15 protein-coding genes are annotated in these 17,915 nt (G+C 41.0%); all 15 read left to right on the top strand.

The window, feature by feature from the left end; genetic code table 11:
* Positions 1-110: 110 nt before the first annotated feature.
* The 15 genes from KSMBR1_RS07290 to KSMBR1_RS07220 all read left to right on the top strand — a co-directional run bounded on the left by KSMBR1_RS07290 (position 111) and on the right by KSMBR1_RS07220 (position 17,911).
* Positions 111-824, top strand: a complete 714-nt coding sequence (locus tag KSMBR1_RS07290; protein ID WP_099324724.1) for a P-loop NTPase family protein — start codon at positions 111-113, stop codon at positions 822-824.
* Positions 825-1,135: 311 nt separating this feature from the next.
* Positions 1,136-1,384 (top strand): hypothetical protein, encoded by a 249-nt coding sequence (locus tag KSMBR1_RS07285; RefSeq protein WP_099324723.1) that lies wholly within the window; start codon positions 1,136-1,138, stop codon positions 1,382-1,384.
* Between the two features lie 171 nt (positions 1,385-1,555).
* Positions 1,556-2,437 carry a Reeler domain-containing protein gene (locus KSMBR1_RS07280; RefSeq protein ID WP_099324722.1) on the top strand — a complete coding sequence of 294 codons (882 nt, stop codon included), beginning with the start codon at positions 1,556-1,558 and terminating at the stop codon, positions 2,435-2,437.
* A 429-nt stretch (positions 2,438-2,866) separates the two neighbouring features.
* Positions 2,867-3,940, top strand: coding sequence for a carboxypeptidase-like regulatory domain-containing protein (locus tag KSMBR1_RS07275; protein WP_099324721.1), 1,074 nt, complete (start codon positions 2,867-2,869; stop codon positions 3,938-3,940).
* A gap of 402 nt (positions 3,941-4,342) precedes the next feature.
* Positions 4,343-5,086, top strand: coding sequence for a carboxypeptidase regulatory-like domain-containing protein (locus KSMBR1_RS07270; RefSeq protein WP_164994500.1), 744 nt, complete (start codon positions 4,343-4,345; stop codon positions 5,084-5,086).
* Between the two features lie 57 nt (positions 5,087-5,143).
* Positions 5,144-7,243, top strand: coding sequence for a cytochrome ubiquinol oxidase subunit I (locus tag KSMBR1_RS07265; protein WP_099324719.1), 2,100 nt, complete (start codon positions 5,144-5,146; stop codon positions 7,241-7,243).
* A gap of 125 nt (positions 7,244-7,368) precedes the next feature.
* Positions 7,369-8,319, top strand: coding sequence for a c-type cytochrome (locus tag KSMBR1_RS07260; RefSeq protein WP_099324718.1), 951 nt, complete (start codon positions 7,369-7,371; stop codon positions 8,317-8,319).
* Positions 8,320-8,492: 173 nt separating this feature from the next.
* Positions 8,493-9,140, top strand: coding sequence for a c-type cytochrome (locus tag KSMBR1_RS07255; RefSeq protein WP_157820439.1), 648 nt, complete (start codon positions 8,493-8,495; stop codon positions 9,138-9,140).
* Between the two features lie 77 nt (positions 9,141-9,217).
* On the top strand, positions 9,218-10,825 hold the full coding sequence (locus KSMBR1_RS07250) for an ethylbenzene dehydrogenase-related protein (protein WP_099324716.1): 1,608 nt from the start codon (positions 9,218-9,220) through the stop codon (positions 10,823-10,825).
* A gap of 15 nt (positions 10,826-10,840) precedes the next feature.
* Positions 10,841-12,343: a c-type cytochrome gene (locus KSMBR1_RS07245; RefSeq protein ID WP_099324715.1), complete on the top strand. Its 1,503-nt coding sequence runs from the start codon at positions 10,841-10,843 to the stop codon at positions 12,341-12,343.
* A 2-nt stretch (positions 12,344-12,345) separates the two neighbouring features.
* Positions 12,346-12,912 carry a c-type cytochrome gene (locus tag KSMBR1_RS07240; RefSeq protein WP_099324714.1) on the top strand — a complete coding sequence of 189 codons (567 nt, stop codon included), beginning with the start codon at positions 12,346-12,348 and terminating at the stop codon, positions 12,910-12,912.
* A gap of 44 nt (positions 12,913-12,956) precedes the next feature.
* Positions 12,957-14,261, top strand: coding sequence for a universal stress protein (locus tag KSMBR1_RS07235; protein WP_099324713.1), 1,305 nt, complete (start codon positions 12,957-12,959; stop codon positions 14,259-14,261).
* A 460-nt stretch (positions 14,262-14,721) separates the two neighbouring features.
* The gene (locus KSMBR1_RS07230; RefSeq protein ID WP_099324712.1) at positions 14,722-15,270 is read left to right on the top strand and encodes a cytochrome c; all 549 of its coding nucleotides are present in this window, start codon (positions 14,722-14,724) and stop codon (positions 15,268-15,270) included.
* A 386-nt stretch (positions 15,271-15,656) separates the two neighbouring features.
* Positions 15,657-16,625, top strand: coding sequence for an ethylbenzene dehydrogenase-related protein (locus KSMBR1_RS07225; protein WP_099324711.1), 969 nt, complete (start codon positions 15,657-15,659; stop codon positions 16,623-16,625).
* Between the two features lie 53 nt (positions 16,626-16,678).
* The gene (locus KSMBR1_RS07220; protein WP_099324710.1) at positions 16,679-17,911 is read left to right on the top strand and encodes a 4Fe-4S dicluster domain-containing protein; all 1,233 of its coding nucleotides are present in this window, start codon (positions 16,679-16,681) and stop codon (positions 17,909-17,911) included.
* Positions 17,912-17,915: the final 4 nt, after the last annotated feature.

Here is a 17,915-nt window from a genome sequence, read left to right as displayed (position 1 = left end):
ATATATTTAAGAAGTAAGGATATGATATTAATGCTTTGCTGGCAGAAAATATGAAGTACTGTCCTTTATGCGATGAGTTGGAAAAAATAGTGAGCAGAAACGGTGCATAAGTGGAAAAAGATGTGTTGTTTGGAAGAGAAAAAGAGTGCCAATTTATAACCGGCTTAATGAACGGCAGGAAGAATATCATTATTTACGGTGAGGAAGGAACGGGTAAAAGCGCCATTATTCATGAAACAGTAAGCCGGAGGAAGGCAGAAAAGTTACTTTATTCTCACAGCAGCAAGACATTAAGGGAATCATTAATAAATCCTATTCTCTTTCATGGTAAAGAGACTAAAGATGTTCAGAACAAGAATATTGCAATGTTGAGAAAAGCATTCTTTAGCATGCTTGACAGGGAAAAACCCGCATATATCATTTTTGACCATGTAGAATTAGTTACGCCGAGACTCTATTATTTCTTCCTGTATTTAATGGATAAAAAAATTCCTCTCATAATGATAAGCCGTGGAATAAGGAAAAAAGATATCGACCATTTACGCATGATTTTATTTGATTTTATAAAGGTGGAAATAACGAATCTTGAAAAACCCGCCACGGATAAACTGGTAGATTATTTTGTTAAAGAATTCAATATTAAGGTGAACCACACGGACGATTTCAGAAAAGACATCTATAAGTTTTCAGGCGGCAATCCTAAAATCGTCAAAGAACTTTGTTTCATGGCAAAAGACGCAAAATATCATTCTTGCGGCAATTGCAACGTAAGGCTTATTGATTTAGACCATAGAATAGGCAAGGCAACAGGCGGCAGTACATGAAAGCCCTTCGGACGCTGGATTTATGAAAGTGCATATCTATTGTTTAAACAGAAGATATTCCCCGCACGTTTGCACGCAAGGGGAAATGGATAAATAATCCGGTGGGTTTTAAAAAGAAAGAAGGGGAACGATATCTTATTTTCATGGAAGGTTTATAAGTAAATGTGAGAATTTCGGGCTAAACAAAGAAATAAAATTCAAAAAAAACTTGCGCTTTATATGGAAAATGATAGGATTCGATGTGTAGCGGAGAATTTTATTCATCTGATTACAGTTTATAATCATTAACATTTTAACATAAAGGGCAAGTTATGTTAAACGCATTGGCGAGGATAGGGGATAATACAAACGTTGTTGCGAATGCAGCGGCTCTTGTACCACACTATAATCCCAAAAAAGAAGCCGCCCGGAAGATGGCGCAAGTACAGTCATCAAGCCAGTCTGACAAATCTAATATTAGCGACAAAGAGGAAAAGGATTTGCCGCATATGGTTAAATTCAAATTTAAAGATGGTGACGCAATCCATAATTTAAAACATAGCATTGACTTTGTCGCGTAACCCCCAGTTTGCAAGACATGTTTAAGATTTAGTAATCGCCTTGCATAACCCCTCCAGCACCTATATTGACATGAAATGTTGTGCGTAATATAATATGCGCGATTTGATTACAGGCGTGGCAAATATGCAGGACGATTATAGCGAAACTTTTTTAAAGAAAGGGGGCTTTTTATGAAAGGCCTTTTTACGTTTGCAGCAAGTGTCATTTTTTCTTTATCGATGATGAGCGTCGGCATGAATGTCGCGCATGCATTTCTTAAGGGGCCTGAAGATGGACGCACAGGATCTCCTGCAGATAATTTTGCTACCTGTGCGACAGCAGGGTGTCATGATTCTTTTGTATTAAATTCCGGCAGTGCGGTGTTTTCCATTTCTGCGCCAGACACATATACACCTGGAGAAGAAGTAAGTATTACCGTATTATTTAGTGATTCCAGCAGTGCAAAACATGGTTTTCAGCTTTCTGCTTTGGATGCAAAAAATGAGCACGTCGGGCTTTTTAACAATGTTGATAATAAGACGCAAACCGGAGAAGGTGATTATATTTCACACACAGAAAGAGGAACTGATGGTTCAAGCTGGACGGTAGTGTGGATGGCGCCTTCTAGTCCTGCCGATGACCCTGTTACAATTTACGGTGCAGGGAATGAGGCAAATGGCAACGGAACCAATAAGGGTGATTATATTTATACGACAACGGCCTCAATGGTTGCTGAAGATGCAGTGCCAGGTTCGTGTGCGGCAAAAAGTATAGATGTCCCTAATTCAAAAATAAAGCTGTTGTTTGGGGAAAATGATGAAGTGGCAGTCAGGGTAACGGGGGATAGTGATTGTGTGGCAGAAGGTGTGAAAGTTACTGCATCATTAAGTAAGGCGGGTAAGAAACGCGTAGAAATATCTCCTGAAAGTGTGGAAACGAATGAAAATGGGGAGGCGAGGTTCACCATTACTGCCAAGGAGAAGAATGGCAACGCAAAAGTAACATTTAAGGCCGATGGAATAAAAGGCAAAAAAGGCAAGGCAAAACTGGTAGTGAAGGTAAGAAAAAAATAAAAAGATGCTTAATTTTTTAGAAATGTTTGGAAAAGGGACATCACGATGAAGGTGTGATGTCCCTTTTTTGTTGAATAAACTGTGCATGTATAAAGGTTCATGGTGTGTGTGAAATTTGGTACAGTACTTTCATCTATCCGAAGGAGGGAAGTATTTCGGGATTTTTTCGCAGGCCGGAAGGCCGTTAGCGATGCAAGTATTTGGATTTCTGCCTTTTTATGCCCCTACATGCATTGCCCTTGCGGCAGTTTGCGAAATGTATATATCCCTCTTTTTTATTTGATATGCAATTAATGAATGATAAACTAATGCGAATGATTAAATAAATCTTTTTGGCAATTGACAATAGAGTGATTACGGGAAGGATGCGAATTTGAGAAAAGTGAAACTGATTTATAAGGAATGCATTGCAGCGAGAAAATGAATTAAATGGTTAAATTATACGTAACAGTTTTGTTTTTGGGCATGCAATTTTTTACCGTTGTCCGTGGAGATATAATCGTGTTGAAAGATATCGATAAAAAGATTGATTTCAGGATACTGGGGGTCACGGATGAGTATGTGAGTATAGAAATACCAAAAAAAGACATGAAGTCTTTAGATATGTTGTTTTTACAAAGGGATACTTTCCCGGACGTGATTCATCTGAATACAGAGGAAATATCTTTAAAATGTAAGGTGAAAGAAATAAAAAAAGACGAAATAATCGTAATGATTCCTACGCTTGCGGTATCTTCTCTGCAGATGTCATTTCAGGAGAATGGAGTTGAGGAAACGTTTCCGGCTAAAAAAATGTACAAATCGCATGTGGCGGAAACGGGGAAACGCATGGATAGCAAAAAAGAGCGGCAGAGCGAATCTCTTGAATCTCAAATACAAAACTTGACAGATAATAGAGAAGAAGAATTGACAGATGAATTAAGGACAGGCATCGTTGGTAAATCAAATGCAAAGAAATATTATCGTTTCAAAACAAAAAAAGTTTTTGAGGAAGAAGATGCCTTCGATAAAAATGAATTTGTTGATTTCGGAACGAACGCGGACGACGGGGCAACCCGGATATGGGAGGAAAAAACATCTGGCGCAAGCGGAGTTGAAGCAGATAAATTGTTGCCTGAGGAGGCGGTTGATACTGATGGGGAAGTAGCAGAAGAGGCAACGGTCTTGCAAGACGCTAGTCTTGGCAGCGTAGAAGGAAGGATATTAAAAAGCGGAAAACCCATAAAAGATTGCCAGGTGCAACTGCGCAGACTTGAGAAAGGTGGTCTGTTGTCGAGGGATTATCGTCTGGTAGATGGTGCCTTGGAACTTGAAATGGTAACGAATGATGAGGGTTATTATCATTTTATGAATGTTATGCCTGGCGAATATAAATTATATTGGAAGCCTCCATTGGAAACTACGTGGGTAAGGCGTTTCAAAATGGAGCCTGATATTATTGTGGAGTCCGGGAAAACAATAAAACCGAGAGACATTGAAATTTTGAAAAGAACGTTAAACTAATAATAAAAAGTACAAAAATTTTTTCATCGTTACGCTGAAAGGCTTGCATTGTAAAAGCGAAACGGTCATTTCATTTGTGAAACTCATTTTTTTGAGTCGTGATAGACTACCCTTCCCCTTTCGAGAAACTAAGAAATTGAAGATTCATTAGTTACACAATTTATTTTATTTTTTTATATTTTTTTTGAAAAAGGCACGCATATTGTACGTGTGTTTTGGCTATTGCTGAAATTTCACGTGTCGGAGAATTTTTACCGGTTTGTCTGTAAGTTTCTGGTTGACAATTTAATTTTGCAAAAGTATCATATCCGACCGTTTTGATATGATTCGTATTTTGTTGTGCATTTAACAGATGGTTTCTGTTGTTAATTTTGGATATTTGGAAGTATGGAGGGTGGAGTGATGAAAAGCTTAAACATTGTTATCTTGGTAAGTGGTATTGTGCTAAGTTTGGTGAGCGTTAATCAAACGGTAATGGCAAAGGGGAAAGCGCCTGTTTATAATGTGATTGAAGTGAAAAACGGCGGGACAATTGCAGGTACGGTAAAGCTTGAGGGTGGTGTGCCTGCCGCAAAGATGTTGAAGATTGATAAAGATGAGCAGACATGTGGTCATGGGTTGAAGGCGTCAGAAGATCTGGTGATTAATTCGGGCAATATGGGCATCAAGAATGCGGTTGTGTCTTTGGACAGTATTGAGGTTGGAAAGGCATTGGATACGACTCCTGTTTCCTTGGACCAGAAAGGCTGCGTATTTGAACCACACGTTGTTGCGGTGTGTGCGGGTACCGAAGTGAATTTGCTGAACAGTGACCCCATTATGCATAATCTGCACTCATGGTCGATTAGAAACCCTGCTTTTAATGAAGGTGTTTCCGGTAATGGCAAAATGGTAAAGAAGTTTGATGTTCCTGAAATAGTGAAAATAACGTGTGATGTTCATAAGTGGATGAGTTCGTACCTTTTGGTGAAGGGGAATCCTTACTTTGCGGTTACGGATGCTGATGGTAAATTCAGGATAGACAATGTTCCTGCCGGTACGTATGAGATATCAGTATGGCAAGAGAAGCTGGGTAAGAGAAAGAGTGAGGCTGTCGTAACGGCCGGTGGGGAAGTGGTCGTAGATTTTGTGTATCAGAAAAAATAAGTGTGATGATGGGTTTTTATGGTTTGTGTAACTTACTTGTGAAAAGGCGTACCATTAATGAATAATTATAAGTTATTGTCGATAAAGCAAAAAAGCATTTTTGTACTTTTGTTGGTTATTGCATTCGGTGCGGCTCTTTCTTTTTTCCGGCAGGATATCTCGCTGCTCTCTGTTGCGCATGCTGAAGACATCGGTGTTGAATTGCCTGCGTTTGAGGGCGAGACGGATTCCGGAGCGCCGCAATCTGCGGAGGGTACTGCTGAAGGTGTGGTAGAAGGCGCGGCGCCAGCCGAAGAAGAGGGTGAGTTGGAGCCGGTTCAATACCGGTCATTCTTTGGACTGGATTCGCGTGTGGTTGTATGGATCGTGTCTGAGCTGCATCTGATGTTCGCAGCATTTGTACTTGGTGTGCCAATATTTGCGGTTATTGTCGAGATCGTTGGATTTAAAAGCGGCGATATAAAATATGATAAGATGGCGAAGGAGTTTACCAAGTTGTTGTCTGCTGCATTTGCAACAACAGCCTCGCTAGGGGGGCTGCTGGCCTTTTGTTTGTTCGGTTTATACCCTGAATTTATGAGCCATTTGACCAGTGTGTTTGCTCCAACAATGTATGTCTATTCGCTAATGTTTTTTGGCGAGGCGTTCACATTGTATGGTTACTATTATTCGTGGGATGTCCTAAAAGGGACTTCGACGAAGAAGTGGTGCCACATTGCGCTTGGCATCATGCTTAATCTCTTTGGCACAGGGCTTATGTTTATAACTAATTCATGGGCGACATATATGATGAGTCCTTCAGGTGTTAGTATGAAAACTGGCAGGCTGCTGAGTTTGTACGAAGCATTTTATAATGAGCTGTGGATGCCCGTCAATCTTCATCGTTTGATTGCGAATGTATGTTTTGGCGGTTTTGTGGTCGGTGCTTATGCCGCGGTTAAATTCTTAAATTCGAAGACCAAAGAAGAAAGGGCGCATTATGACTGGATGGGCTATGTTGGGAATTTTATAGGTATTGGAGCATTAATTCCATTGCCTTTTGCGGGATATTGGCTGGGACGTGAGGTTTATAGTGCTAGTCCTGTGATGGGCAATATTATGATGGGTGGGGCTTTTTCATGGACATTTATTATCCAGGCGATACTTATCGGCATGTTGTTTATAGGCGCTAACTATTATTTATGGCTTGGGATGGGAAGGATAAAGGGGTCAGAGAGGTACACGGGGTATATTAAATACCTTAATGTTGTTATTTTTATGTGTTTTGCAGTATGGCTTACCCCCCATAATCTACCTCTCAGCGGAGAAGAAAGGGCGATGATTGGCGAGCAGTATCATCCTTTCTCAAAATATTTTGGGGTCATGGCTGCCAAGAATGCAGTGGTAAATCTTATTATTTTGTCGACATTTTTTTCTTTTCTCATATATCGCAGAAGTAATAAGGGCGAGACAGTACGCTTTTCTGAGCAAGGCAAGGTGGGCATGATAGGTATTTTCTCTGCGCTGGGCTTTTGTTTGCTGATGCTGCTTTCTTATGCGGTTTCGTTAAGTTTTGTCGATCTGGAAGCACAAACGAAGATTTATGTGAAACCATTGGTCACAGCACTTTATATACAGTCGTTTGCTGTTTGTCTTGCTGCCTTTTTAACATTCAGGAATAAAGGCAAGCTTGCGCAATCCATGTTGTTTCTGGTGACGGCAGGCATTGCCGTGCTCTATTTTTGGTATTATGGTTTTCAGGTTATGCAGAAGGCTAATATTGTGCTACGCTATTTATCTGTGACCCAGGTTTCGATTGTGATGAGCTGTTTGATTATGAATACGGTTATTGATATTTTGGTATTCCGTAAAGCAAAAGTCGTGGGTGACATAGTTTGGGGTAAAATGCCAGTAAGGTCTCAATATGCATTGCTAATGCTATGTATAGTAATTGTCATTTTGATGGGGCTTATGGGGTTTATTCGCTCTGGCTTGCGTATGGATTGGCATGTATACGGGCTTATGCAGGATACATCTCAAGGGGCGTATACTCCGACGCTTGCTTATATGGGAAGGATTGTTGGCTTGATTGTGGCGTTATTCCTTGGCTTGGTGGCATTTGTGTTTTGGCTGGCAAACCTGGGAGATAAAAAAGTGAAAACTGAGGCCGAAGTATAGTGTTGTATAGACTGTTTATTGATTTATCATTTGACAGCCTTAGTGATTGACTCATTATGATGAATAATGATTGTGTTGATAAATTTTTAAGATCATGGTGGTAAGAAGAAGGCAAAAGAAGGCTTATGAATAAGACGATGTTAAAAATTGTTGCATTTGGAGTTGCTGTCATAGGGTTTTACATGTATATCACCGTCTATGTTACTGGTTTGTCTGGTACGGGCGGGGGGGGGACAGCAACCGGTGTTTCTGCTGAAGCCGGAGAGCAAATTTTCTGGGGCGACGGGCAGTGTAGTACATGCCACAAAATAGGTTCCAGCGGCAGTGCTACAAGAGGGCCTGATCAGGAAGGATTGGCAGAGAGGGCGGAGGAAAGGGCGAAAGAGCTTGGTTTGTCCAGTGGTTTAGAGTATTTAGTAGAATCGATAATTGACCCGGAAAAATACGTGGTGGAGGGGTTCGATAAGATTATGCCGAGGGTGTATGATCCCCCGATCATGTTGTCGCGTGAGAAAATACTTGCTGTTCTGGCCTATTTGCAATCCCTGGGGGGGGAGCCGGATTTAGATGCCATTATGAAGTTTAAGGATAAAATACCGGAAGCTTCTAAGACAAAGGTGAAGCCTTGGGTTCCACCTTTGGCAGTTACCGCGGAAGAGGGGGAACAGGTATTTTTTGATGAATCGCTTGATGTTACTTGTGGCAAATGTCATATGGTAAACGGCAAGGGTCAAAAAGTAGGGCCAGAACTCACAGGCATTGGCGCAATTCAGACTCCACAGTATTTTGTTGAGTCTATCTTGGAGCCAAGCGCTGTTATCGTAAAGGGCTATGAGACGGTCTTTGTAATAACAGCAGATGGTATCCCTTACAACGGACTAATAAAAAGCGATACTGAAGAAGAACTTACGTTGATACTGGAAGAAAGCGGTTCTGTGGAAGAGGTGGTTATTCCGAAAGATGAGATTGAAGATATGAAGAAGCAGGAAGTCTCTATTATGCCTGGAAATATAGGTGAGTTGTTAAGTGTGCGCCAGTTTTATGCAGTAATCGAATATTTGAGAAGTTTAAAGTAGGTCTTGGTTGAGATGGTTAGGGCGATGGTTAACGTTAGGAGTGTTTATTAATGGGGAATAAGCGAAGTCCGTATTTAATGTTTTGGGTTGTTGCGGCAGTCGTATTTTTATTTTTATTCTTGAAATATGTATCTCCGTGGGTTTTTCAGGTATTAATGGATAAAGGGCATCCTATGCCGACTCCAAGTACGCTGATGACATGGTACTTGATTATGGGGATTTTGGCAGGTTTGGTTTACGCTACGACAAGTAATCAGAAATTTGCCGATTTTTTAGGGTTTTTATTGCCGGGTAAAGGGGCCTTCCTTAAGATGTTTTTGCAGAAAATATTTCTTATGGCCTTTCCGCTTGTTGTAGGTTGGTTTGTTTATTCTTATTCTCTGCCTGGAGCAGCTTCACCCGTTGAATTAAGAATTCAGCACCCTACCCTGCCGCAAAAATATGAGAAGCTTGAAAATCCATTTAGAGGAAAAGATGCGGATACTCAAAGGCGATGTGTTGAGGAAGGGAAGGTGCTTTTTCAGGCGTATTGCCGCCCATGCCATGGCTCAAAGGCCGACGGCAACGGGCCGTTTGCGAATTCTTTTCGCCTGAGGCCAATTAATTTCCAGGACCCTGGTACAATTGCAACGGTGGTTGACAACTATCTTTTCTGGAGAATTAAGGAGGGAGGTCCTGGTCTCCCCTCAGAATCCACACCGTGGGACTCTGCAATGCCTGCATGGGAAGGTGATTTGGAAGATGAGCAAATGTGGAAGATTATCATGGGAGAATACGATACGGCAGGTGTGATGCCGCGGCAAAGAGAAAAAGCAGAATAAGAGAACCTTGTCTGGCGGCGTCCAGCTTTGTCGGTATTTAAAAATTTGAAATTAATGTTAATTTTAATGAAGAGCTAATGACTACAATGATAAAACTGTTTAAAAGTAAAGTAATTAATTTTAGCTTGATTGCTTTTGGTATTGTGGCTTTTTGCAAAGCGGATATGGTTGAGGCGCAAGCCTCTCACTTTTTCAGAACGTACAAACGTGAGACGCCTCAAAAATTACCGGAAGACCAGAATGCGGTAGCAGAAGGAAAAAAGGTTTACGAAAAAAGATGCTGGTATTGTCACGGTATAACCGGTACCGGTGATGGACCATCTTCCAGAACTATGTTTCCCAGACCGCGGAACTTTACCCGTAATGAGTTTAAGGTAAGGTCCACGCCATTTGGTTCTGTGCCGACGGATGAAGATCTTTTTCGTATCATAACGAGCGGTATAGAGGGAACGGCGATGCCGTTCTGGAGTACTATCAGCGAAGCGGAAAGATGGCAGGTAATTTATTATATAAAGACGTTTAATGAACAATTTAAGAAAGAAACAGCTCCTGCAGTGTTGAGTGTCGAAAGCGCAGTTGCTACCCAGGAGAGTATTGATAAAGGCCGAGAACTATTTAAACAAGTGAAATGTTTTAATTGTCACGGGGAAGAAGGGCGGGGTAATGGGCCGCTCACGGTTGCTTTGCAAACGCAGTGGGGCATGCCTTATCGTGCGAGGGATTTGACGCAATCGTGGAACTATAAAGGGGGGAGCACGGCTGGTGATATTTATCGGACGATTTCTACCGGATTTAACGAGACTCCGATGGGTTCTTATAAAGAAACGCTTAGTGATGAGGAACGGTGGAGTTTGGCCCACTATGTGGAAAGTCTGTCAAAGAAAATGGCTTCTGATGTTGTTGTAAAGGTAAAGCTTTTGGAAGAAGGTGAATTGCCTGACCATCCTGCAGATGAAGTTTGGGGATTAGCAGCGCCTCTGGAGATTCCATTAGCAGGGCAGATCGTTGCACATCCACGGTTGTGGGAGCCTGCGATCGATTCTATGATGATTCGGGGGCTATACAATGATAGAGAGATTGCTTTTCTCGTAGAATGGGATGATCGTACAAACCTGCAGGAGGATATTTTCAGGGATGCCGTTTCGTTGCAATTTCCCGTAAAAATACCCGAATCGCTAAAAAAACCTTATTTTGGAATGGGTGATTCCGGCGGGGTGGTCAACCTGTGGCAATGGAAGGCCTGTTGGAAAGAAGGTTTTGGTTCAATAGCAGAAATGCCTGCAAATGAACCAGGCGAGATCGTAGAGCTAAATGCTAAGGGATTTAAGAAAATTTCTATACAGTCGCCGGAAAATCAGGATGTCATGGGGGAAGGATTGCATGATAATGGTCGGTGGAAGGTAGTATTTAAACGGCCTTTAAAGACAGAGGACGGGAAGAAGGATATACAATTTGAGATAGGTAAGCTGATACCAATTGCCTTTGCAGTGTGGGATGGTTCTAATGGTGATGCGGGCAGTCAAAAATCGGTATCATCATGGTATTATATCTTACTTGAAAAACCAATGCCTAAAACGGTATTTGTCTATGTATTAGTTGCTGTTGTTATGGGAGCGAGTGTAGAGCTTTGGTTCCTTGCTCGATTAAGAAGGTTTCCGCCTAAGTCAGAAGAAGAGGATCAATAATATCAAGGAGCTTTTATGCAGTTAAAATTAATATCAGGATTTTGTGACAGATTAATTGTGTCGGCGATACTGTTGTGCTTTGCATTGTTTGTTGGTATTGGTATAGCTTTGGCGCAAGAAAGAAGTATTGAACCAATGTTTTTGGAAATAGATAAAAAATACCAAATACCTGAAGGATGGTCTATTCTTCCGTTTGAACTTGAGGATCCATATAAAAGAGTAAAAAACGGGCCTATACTTGCTAATGTTACGCATAAGGCAAACATTGAATGGATATCTAGATGGATCGCCAACCCAAAGGAGGTCATATCAAATGCAAAGATGCCTGACCTGGGTCTTGAGTTTGACGAGATTAAAGCGGTGATTGTTTATTTGGGGAGCATTGCAGATGATGGGCTTTCAAAGGTTAAATGGGATGAATATTTGTTAAAACGCGAAGACGATATGACAGACGAAGAATATGATAAAATGGACCAAATATTTCAGATGGGAAAAGGGGTTTGGGGTCGTGCGCGTTGTACCATTTGTCATCCGGTTAAAGGTCTTGGTGGAAACGTTGGCGTCGGGCCTGATTTAGGAAGTATTGTTACAAAGGTTAACAGGGATTGGTTGTATGACTGGCTTGCAAATACAAAGATGCATTTTCCTGATACACTGATGGCGCAGTTCAGATTTTCAGATGAAGAAATACGAGGACTGGTTGAGTATGTTATGCGTGACACTCAGTTTATGCCTGAAGAGGAATACGAAGACGAAGGTGAAGACGGACAGGATGGTGGCACTCCGAAAACTATCGAAGAAACAAAGTTTTTGACTAATGCTGAATACAGTACAATTAAAGGTGACAGCGCCCTTATATCAAAAGGAAAAGAGGTTGTTGAAAGATCGCGTTGTTTCGTTTGTCACGATATAAAAGGCTTGAGTGAGTTAATGCCGGTTGTTGAGAGAAATAGGGAAAAACTTGAAGGATTTGAGAAGGTTTTGTATGAAATTAGATGTTTAACCTGCCACACCATTCAGAAAAAAGGGGGTACTTATGCTCCCAATCTTACAGAAGCTGGAACAAAGATGAAAATGGATTGGGAAAATGAATTTTTAAAGGCACCTGATATTATACGGCCTCTGAGCCAGCAGATGCCAAAATTTAACTTGACGGGAGAAGATGCCACTTTTGCTACTGAATTTATGGAAAAATATCTTACAAACAAGAAGCTTCCTTCGGGAATTTTTGACAATGAAAAGCCATCTCAGGAGGTAGTTGAGGCAGGGAAGAACTTGTTTTACGATAAAGGGTGCAATGCCTGTCACGCAGAAGGAACTAAGGGTGGCGGTGTTGTAGGGCCAAATCTGGGCACCGTTGGCGATCGGTTGCAGCCTGCATATATGTTTCATCACTTGAAAAATCCGATATTGGTGAATCCGAGGGCAATAGAACCTAATTATGCTTTATCTGATCAGGAAATCAAGTCGTTGGTTGGATTCTTGATTGATCACGTCAAGGGAAAAGAGGGAAATTAACAATGAATCATTTTTTGTTTTTAAAAGGGAGAGTTTTTATCATTCCGGTGTTTGTTTTATTTTTGACGGGCGGTGTCTGTTTTGCGAAGGAATTGATAACCTCTGCAAGGGAAACAGAGTTTTTGATTTCGGCAAAAGCTTCATTTGAGTATTATTGTTCGCCGTGTCACGGAAAAAACGGCGATGGTCGGGGTACCTTTTACACGATAGACTTGAACCCTAAGCCAAGAAATTTTACGGATGCGGCGTACATGGCGACGAGGCCGGAATCGGATTTAATCAAATCAATTACCAGTGGAACGGCTTCCATTGGAAAATCCAATCTTTGTCCGCCGTGGGGAAATGTCTTTACCGAGAACAGAATTAAAGAACTGGCAGGTTTTATTAAGGGGCTTTCTGTTGAAAAAACAATAAAAATTGCTGCAGCCGAGAAAGAATCTGTTGTTGAGGGAGGAAAGACCGCTGATTTGAAAACTGCATTTCGATGGTTATTTATTGCGGTAATCACTGTGGCTTTGGCTGGCGGCGCAATCAGTGAGTGGAAGAAGTTGAAAAGCGAATCTGTTTAAATCGCAGAGAATTTTTTTTAATTTGTATTTAAAGAAATAGAGTTATGTATAAAAAGATATTAATACCGATAGATAATTCAATATACTCTGATTATTGTATCGATATAGGCATTGCGATCTCGTTAAAATACGGCTCACTTCTGGTAGGTTGCCATGTTTATGACGCGTCATTGCACCAGAGGCGCTTTCGTGACATGGAGGAAGGATTGCCGGAAAAGTACCAGGATGAAAAAGAGTTGCAAAGACAGCGCGAATTACATACGTCACTAATTAACCAGGGTTTGAAGATGATTTCAGAGTCGTACCTTGATGTCTTCAAGAAGAAATGCAGAAGCGCAAATGTTGAACATGAAGACATTTTGCTGGAAGGTAAAAATTATTGTGAAATAATCAAGGAAGCAAGACGCGGTGGTTATGATTTGGTAATCATAGGGGCACTAGGGCTTGCTTCTGTCAATGAAAATCTTATTGGAAGTGTTTGCGAACGTGTTGTAAGGCGCTTAAAAACAGATGTTCTCGTGGTAAAGAAAAGAGAGTTGGGGGAGCGTCTTGTTGTTGCGGTCGATGGTAGTATGCAATCGTTAGAAGGGATTAAGTCGGCAGTTTCTTTTTCAAGGTCATTTCATTTAAAGATCGATGCGATATCGATATACGATCCTCATTATCACCGCGTGGCATTTGAAAGTATAGCAAAAGTACTTTCTGAAGAAGCCGGAAAAATTTTCAGATTTAAGGAACAAGAAACTCTTCATGAGGAAATAATAGATAAAGGACTTGCTAAGATTTATCAAAGCCATCTTGATAACGCATGTTGTATCGCAAAAAAAGAGGGCGTAGCAATATCTTCCATCTTATTGGACGGAAAACCATTTGACCAGGTGTTGCGGTACTTGAAAAAAGGACAGCCTTCGCTGCTGGTTGTAGGAAAAACAGGGATTCATAATACAAATGGCTTAGACATCGGTAGTACAGCCGAAAACTTGCTAAGACTTGCACCGTGCAATATTATGTTAACCGGAGGCAACATAGCATCAGTTGCAGATCCCACAGTACGTTCTGTTGAGGTATCGGAAAAAACTGTTGGCGATGCAAAGGATCGTACACTGAAAACTGTTTTAGCCGGTTTGGGGGAGGATGAGGAAAAAGATTCTTCCACGGAATGCCTGCCTTTAATTTGGACGAATGTGGCGCGTGAACAAACCGAACGTATTCCTTCTTTTATCAGGGGTATAGTGAGGAAAAGAATAGAGAAATATGCCAATGAGAAAGGCTATAAGGAAATTACGGAAGAAATAGTGAATGAGGTAAAATCTCAATATATGGGAAAAGATTTATCCCATTCGCACTAATTTTTCTGGCATAGCCTCGTACAGCCGCAGTTGATTTCCTTCCATAACAATAGACAAAACATTTCACATGTTGCTCCTTTTAGTTCTGTTCAGGCAATGCGTTACTAGCGTTTTTTGATACAGATGCCGATAGGCTAAAATACGCCCTAATATTTAATTGCGAAATCCGAAATGCTAAATACAAAATATGAAAGCGACATTCGTTTGCATTTTTGAATTATAGATTTCAAAATAGAAATACTATGATACGGTGTCCATTTATTGACAGTATAAAAAAGGGTAGTTTTGTAATGTTGTATAATGGCGTAATTAAATGAGTAACAATTTGTTTTTATTTGTTGTCAAGCGAACATCTTTTAAAGGGAATGAAGTTTGCGCAGTTCTAGCTTTGGTTTAAGGAAAGGTTTTTTTGCGCAAAGTTCTCTGTTAGTGAAAATTACGAAGAAAGGTGTGGGATTTTATGGGTATGATAAAAATGAAATATGTTGTTTTTGGCGTGTTGGCATTAATTATGTTAGGTATTGGGAATAGCATGTTTACTCACAAGGCTATGGGTTCAAGCGGAAAAGCTGCTGAACATGAAGGGGTTATTGAGCCAACGCAGGAGTTGATGAAGGATATTGAAAAACGTCTGACTAATATGTTATCGGGTATTCTGGAAAATAATTTGAAATATGTGGCAAATGAGGCTGGCGCTGTAGTAGATCAAAGTTACAAAATAAGTGAGTTCTTCTTTCCGTTTGATCCTAAAAAGAACGAATGGTTTGAACGCGCGGGTATTGACCCTAAAGACGCCGGAAAAATAACAAAACTTAGAGAGGAATTTGCTTTGTTCCAAAGTGGAATAGTCTATAAAGCATTGAATGTGAGAAAGATGGCAATGGAGGGGAGTCAGGAGGAAACGTTAAAGGCTTTTGCTGACCTTATAGAAAAAACATGTTTTGCTTGTCATAAAAAAAACAGGGATTGGCTATTTGATCAGCCAGGCAGCCATGGTCCTGGTCGGTAGTTGGGATGCGTCTGTAATAAAACATTTCCTTGATTTGAGTTGTAAGAATGTATTATGCTAACAAAAACAGGTATATACCTATTACAATAGCGCTCTCAAATTAGTTGCATTGTTGTTAAGTGTTGCATTAAATATTTCAGACAAGTTTGTCTTCTTGTGAGTAAAGAATTCGTCGATTTTTCTCTAAAAACCAAAAAATTAGAAATATAATGGAATAAAACTTACAAATTTTGCACTGTCTGAGTATTTTTTTGGGTAGTGTTTCGGGAAGGAGGTTGGTAAGAAGGAAAGTAAGTATTCATAATTTTAAGGAAGTCAATTTTAAATTATGGCATTCATTTTGTGACAAATTCTAATTGTCTGTAAAAATTTAAGGGAGGAGAGGGATGAAAAAATTTTATCGCTTATTGGGGAGTAGTAGTGTAGCCCTCCTGGGATGTTTGTTTTTGAGCGTTGCGCTATGTATCGCGGAGGAAGCGGAAGGGGTAAAAGGCGTGGCGGAAGAAGAGCTTACGCCGGCAAAAGAAGTTTTGAACGTGAAATATATGCAAATTGATGTCCCCGCGCATATCACCGTTGGTGCTTTGGAAGGTGCGTTTAAAAATGCCGAAGGGGTACAGGTTAAATTACAAAAGCAAGATAAGGCGTTTCCCAACGGAGGGGGCTCGGTGAATTCTGCAGAGATAAAGGCTATTCACGATGGAATTACGATTTATTTCCAGGTGATATGGGACGATGCCACCGATAATAAACAGGCTATCGCAACTCAAGAGTTTAGAGATGGGGCTGCACTAATGTTTCCCTTGGGGAAGATTACGATAAGTCCGGAAGAGCCATTCAGCCCTAGAATGGGCGATAGGCAAAAGCCTGTAAATTTGTGGCATTGGAAGGCTGACTGGGAAGCAGATTTGCTAGCTACTGGTGGCATAGAGGAATGTCCGGCGAGATATCCTAACATGCACGATGATTTCAGTACTAACCCGCACAGTGTAAATTATCATAAAGGAGTGATACAGAGTGCTGCTGAATTGTCAGGTGGGTATGCTGCTCATAATTTGCTTTCTTTGCCTCGGGGTAGAGCCGTTGAAGATTTAAATGCTGAAGGTTTTGGTACATTAACGTCACAGGATCATCAGGACGTGGATGGGTGCAGTAAATTTGAAAACAAGAAATGGACTGTGGTGTTTTGCCGGTCGTTAAATACGGGAGATCCTCTGGATGTTCAGTTTGTGCCGGGGGAAAGCACTTACTTCAATATGGCAGTGTGGAATGGTGATAGAGAAGATAGAAACGGGCAAAAAAACATTTCTATACAATGGCACCCGCTGTCGTTGGAAAGAATTGCATGGCAATAAATAAATTTTAAAAATGTTAGATTTGTGTTGTTGATCGAAAGGAGAGTTAGAAGATGACACTTGTACATAACTGGCATTTAGGGAGACGTATGGAGTATCCCTATTTTGAATCCAGGCCGAAACATCAATTTGCTGCCGTGTTTAATATTAACAGGTGTATTGCATGTCAAACATGCACCATGGCATGTAAAAGTACCTGGACTTTTAATAAAGGGCAGGAGTTCATGTGGTGGAATAACGTCGAGACAAAACCTTACGGTGGATTTCCGCAATCATGGGATGTTAAGACGCTCAAGTTGATTGATAGTCCTGATAACATTTGGTACACAGATGATAAAGACAAAGAGACCTCGCAATATGGTACAGGAGCGCCTTATGGCACCTATGAGGGGGATACCATTTTCGAGGTGGCAAAAAAGAAGAATATTAACCAGTGGGCAGTGGGGTATATTCCGGAAGACAAGGAGTGGCGGTCGCCGAATTTTGGAGAAGATACAGCGAAGAGCAGCAATCAGCCGGGAGAATATTCAACGTTGCCGGAGCATAGCCGCTGGTTTTTTTACCTTCAGAGGATATGTAATCATTGTACTTATCCCGGATGTTTGGCGGCCTGTCCCAGAAAGGCTATTTACAAAAGAAAAGAAGATGGGATTGTGCTGATAGACCAAAAACGGTGCCGTGGCTACAGGAAGTGTGTGGAGCAGTGTCCTTATAAGAAGCCGATGTATAGGGGTTTGACCAGGGTTAGTGAAAAGTGTATTGCCTGTTATCCGAGAATTGAGGGTCGTGATTCACTGACGGACGGACGTCCGATGGAAACGAGATGTATGTCTGCTTGTGTTGGGCAAATACGTTTACAGGGATTCCTTGACGACAACCCGAAAAATCCGATTACATGGTTAATAAGACATCAAAAGATAGCACTGCCACTGTATCCACAGTTTGGCACGGAACCTAACATTTATTATATTCCTCCAAGATGGGCTCCAAGGGCATATTTAAGACAGATGTTTGGGCCAGGTGTGGATGAGGCAATTGAAAAGTTTATGGTGCCTTCAAGGGAATTGCTAGCGGTAATGTCATTGTTCAGGATGACTCAGACAATTGTGTATGAATATAAGATCGAAGAAGGCCCGAAGGTGTTTGAGACGGAGATCCACGGTAAAAAATTTACGATGTATAATGACACGGTAATTGGATTTGGCGAAGATGGCAAGGAAGTGGTACGAACTACGGTGGAAGAACCGATACACATTAGACCCGATAAGCATTATAACTCGATTTAATTTT

This window comes from Candidatus Kuenenia stuttgartiensis, assembly GCF_900232105.1.
In the GTDB taxonomy this organism is placed as follows: Bacteria; Planctomycetota; Brocadiia; order Brocadiales; family Brocadiaceae; genus Kuenenia; species Kuenenia stuttgartiensis_A.
This window is presented reverse-complemented; position numbering and strand designations above follow the sequence as displayed.